The organism is Pseudonocardia sp. (genome assembly GCF_025965585.1).
Classification (GTDB): domain Bacteria; phylum Actinomycetota; class Actinomycetes; order Mycobacteriales; family Pseudonocardiaceae; genus Pseudonocardia.
Genome location: NZ_JAOPWR010000465.1, coordinates 1 through 3,660, shown reverse-complemented (window position 1 = coordinate 3,660; position 3,660 = coordinate 1). Strand labels below are relative to the sequence as shown.

The following is a 3,660-nucleotide window of genomic DNA, read 5'->3' as shown; positions in this document are numbered from 1 at the left end:
ACCGTCCCGATGCGGATGATCCCGTCGGAGGGGGAGCCGCGGGGTGTCTATCTCCACTTCCACGGGGGCGGCTTCGCGATGGGGGCCGCCCGCCACCACGACGCGATGCTGGCCGAGACGGCTCGTGAGGCCGGGGTGGTGACGCTCAGCGTCGACTACCGGCTCGCCCCCGAGAGTCCCTACCCCGCGGGGCCGGCCGACGCCGAGGCCGCCGCCATGTGGGTGCTGCAGAACGGCGAGGCCGAGTTCGGCACGACCCGAATGGTGGTGGGCGGCGAGTCCGCGGGCGCCACCCTGGCCGTGCTGACGGCCCTGCGGCTGCGGGACCGCCACGATTTCACGGGCCTGGCCGGGCTCAACCTGTCCCAGGGCGCCTACGACATGCGCATGACCCCGGGGGCCCGCGCGTGGGGCCGCCGCCGCCTGATCATCAACACCCCCACGATCAAGCGCCACTACGACCGCTATCTGGGCCCCGCCGACCGCGAGGACCCCGACGTCTCGCCGTTGTTCGCCGATCTCACGGACATGCCGCCCGCCCTGTTCACCGTCGGCACGGTGGACCCCCTGTTCGAGGACAGCGCGTTCATGTACGTCCGCTGGACCGCGGCACGCAACGAGGGCAGGCTCGACGTCCACCCCGGCGGCTCGCACGGCTTCAACTACTTCCCCACCGAGCTCGGCCGCAAGGCCTGCCGCCGCGTCAACGACTTCATCCTGGAGCGGTGCGCAGCGCCGTGACGGCGGGTCAGGCCGCCCGCACCGGCCGTCCGGGCAGCACGTCGGTTCGGAGCTCGCCGTCGCGGACGATGAACTCGCCCCCGACCAGCACGTGCCGGAACCCGACGGACGGGCGGATGGTCTCGGCGTAGGTGGCCCGGTCCGAGACCACCGCCGGATCGAAGATCGTGAGGTCGGCGTCGCTGCCCGGCTGGATGCGGCCCTTGCGCCGCATCGCCGGTGCCGCGGCCTCGACCACCTGCGCGGGCACCAGGCTGCAGCGGCGCACCGCCTCGGCCAGGCTGAGGTGCCCCTGCTCCCGCACGAGCACCCGCAGGGTCCGCCCGAAGGTTCCCGAGGTTCGGGGGTGGCTGACCACGTCCGTGGGCAGCGGCCACAGCAGCGGGTCCCGCGGCGTGGTGCGCCACAGCGGGGAGATGGCGTCGCTGGCCACCGCGGCGTCGGTGAACGTCATCGCCCGCCGCACGAACTCGAACTCCGCGGGATCCTCCTCGTCGAAGAAGTGGACGAACGCGAGGCCGCCGGGGTCCTGCTGCCGGATCCGGCGCAGCTCGTCCGCGTCCGTCACGCGCTCGCCGGTGGCCAGGTAGCCGATCGAGTGCGGGGTGAGACCCCGGCGGTGCAGCAGCTCGGGAGCGAGGAAGGCCGCGCCGATGCCCGTCATCCCGGCCCCGTATGGGTAGGCCTCGGTGGTGACCCGCGAACCCTCCTGCCGCACCCGTTCCACGAGCTGGTGCACGCGGTCCACCTGACGTAGCGACGTGCTGTTGAGGTGGCAGTAGTGCATGTGTGCACCGGTCTCGCCCGCCGCTCGGGCGATCTCCTCGGCCCCGTCGATCGGCGTGTGCGGGTCGAGCTCGACCAGCTCACGCGCGTGGGTGTAGGTCGGCATCCCGTGTCGCGCGGCCAGTGCAGCGACCGCCAGGTACTCGCTCGGGTCGATCTGCGGTGCATAACCGACGACGACACCGATGCCCAGCGCTCCGCAGGCCAGGTCGGCCTCCAGGTGCCCCAGGATGCGGTCGACGTCCGGCCGTGCCGCGGGGCGCTGCCACTCGGGGCTCGCGATGTTGGCGAAGAACTCGCTCAGCTCGCCCGTCGCACGGGCGCCGGCGAGCACGTGCATCCGGGCGACGGCCCAGGAGGTGGAGAAGCCGTAGTTGAGCGGGCGCCCCTCCGTGGCGGCACGGTCGTAGGCGGCCCCGACCGGGTGGACCCCGGCCTCGAGCTCCAGCGCCGTGGTGACGCCGTCGAGCGCCTGGAGGCGCTGCCCGGCGACGTCGTGGCAGTGGCTGTGCAGGTCGATGAAGCCGGGGGCGACCACCAGCCCCGGCACTGCCACCGTGGTCGTTCCCGTCAGCGGCGCCTCGGTGACCGCGCACACCGTCCCGCCCGAGATGCCGACGTTGCGCACCGCGTCCAGTCCCGTCTCCGGGTCGATCACGTGCCCGCCCGTCAGGACGAGGTCGTAGCTGGTCATGAAGCTCCCTTCGCACCAGGCTCGGTCGCCATGGTGAAGTCGGCGGGACGCTGGGGCACGAACATCGCGATCAGCGCCGCCGCCACGGTCGAGAAGATGAGGAAACCGAACGCGGCCGTGTAGGAGAACCGGTCCACGAGGAAGCCCATGACCACAGGCGCGAGCACACCGGCGAGCTGGCCACCCATGTTCACCACCCCCATGCCCGATGCGACCACGGCGGTCGGCAGCGCCCGGATCGGCATCCCCAGCACGCACATGAAGGACAGACCGGCGATCCCCATCGCCAGCGTCTGATACAGCGTGAACTCCACTGTCGTCTCGGCACGCAGCATCAGCACCAGCATCACCGCCGCGGCGAGCAGCACCGGGATCGCGAAGATCCGGGCGCGCTGGGCGAAGTAGCGGTCGAACAACCAGCCGCCGAGGAAGACGCACAGGCTCATCACCAGGAACGGGATCGCCGCCGCCACGCCGGTCTGCAGCAGGGAGATCCCGCGCACCTCGAGCAGGTAGCTCGGAATCCACGTGATCATGCCGTAGCTGAGCATGTTGGTCGCGCAGAACAGCGCCGCGAACTTCCACACCGCGCCGGTCCGGAGCACCGTGCGCATCGAGTACGCGGCCGGTCCGGGCCCGGCCGCCGCACCGCTCGGCTCGTCGCCCGGCCCGGCTGCGGGCTCGACGGTGGGCTCGGCCGCGGTCAGGTGTGGCGGGAGCGCCCGGGGCAGCAGCGTGACGAGCAGGAGCGCGATCAGCACGCCGGCGAGCGCGACTGCCCAGAACGTGTGGCGCCAACCGAGCAGCAGCAGCACCGGCGCGACCACGAGCGGCCCGAGCCCGGCGCCGAGGAAGTTGGAGGAGAGCATCAAGCCGGTGGCGGTCGCCCGGCTGCCCGGCACCGTCCGCTCGGCGATGGCCTTGAACGACGCGCCGGGGAACAACGCCTGGCCGGCCCCGAACAGGGCACGGACGACCAGCAGGGCGACGAAGCCCCAGACCAGACCGCTGAGCGCGGTGAAGACCGACCACAGCAGCAACGAGGTGAGCAGCAGCCGCCGGGACCCGAACCGGTCCGCCAGGTACCCCCCGGGTATCTGGAACACCATGTAGACGAGCGCGAAGACCGTGATCAGCCAGCCCTGCCCGGTCTTGCTGAGGCCGAGGTCCCCGCCGATGAAGGGCAGGGCGACCGCGATCATGACGCGGTCGATGTAGTCGATGACGTAGACGCCCATGAGCAGTCCCACGGTGACCGTCGCCGTTCGACGTACTCGGGACGGCGTCCACTCCGACTGTGCGACCGAATCGGTCCCGGTCTGCGCCATGCGGCCTCCGATGTCGTGACGTAGGGCAGATTGTTGGCGCGCGACCGATGCGCTGGCTTCGTCGAGCCCGACGAAGAGGTCGGGAGGATCCTGGTGAAACCACCAGACGGT

The 3,660-nt window shown here is 71.6% G+C and carries 3 protein-coding genes; 1 reads left to right on the top strand and 2 read right to left on the bottom strand.

Going from position 1 to position 3,660, the window contains the following annotated elements:
• Window positions 1-741: alpha/beta hydrolase fold domain-containing protein (locus JWR81_RS28510; RefSeq protein WP_297659615.1), on the top strand; the 741-nt coding region annotated here is incomplete at its 5' end.
• A gap of 7 nt (window positions 742-748) precedes the next feature.
• On the opposite strand, the gene JWR81_RS28505 is transcribed toward JWR81_RS28510, so the two are convergent.
• Entirely contained in the window at window positions 749-2,221 is a 1,473-nt protein-coding gene (locus JWR81_RS28505) for an amidohydrolase family protein (RefSeq protein ID WP_297659613.1), read from the bottom strand.
• The gene (locus tag JWR81_RS28500) at window positions 2,218-3,471 is read right to left on the bottom strand and encodes an MFS transporter (RefSeq protein WP_297659610.1); all 1,254 of its coding nucleotides are present in this window, start codon (window positions 3,469-3,471) and stop codon (window positions 2,218-2,220) included. The genes JWR81_RS28505 and JWR81_RS28500 overlap by 4 nt, the downstream gene beginning before the upstream one ends.
• Window positions 3,472-3,660 lie beyond the last annotated feature (189 nt).

Bases quoted from the DNA above. Each gene is read 5' to 3' on its own strand.
- JWR81_RS28505 (WP_297659613.1), bottom strand. From the start codon at position 2,221: ATGACCAGCTACGACCTCGTCCTGACGGGCGGGCACGTGATCGACCCG.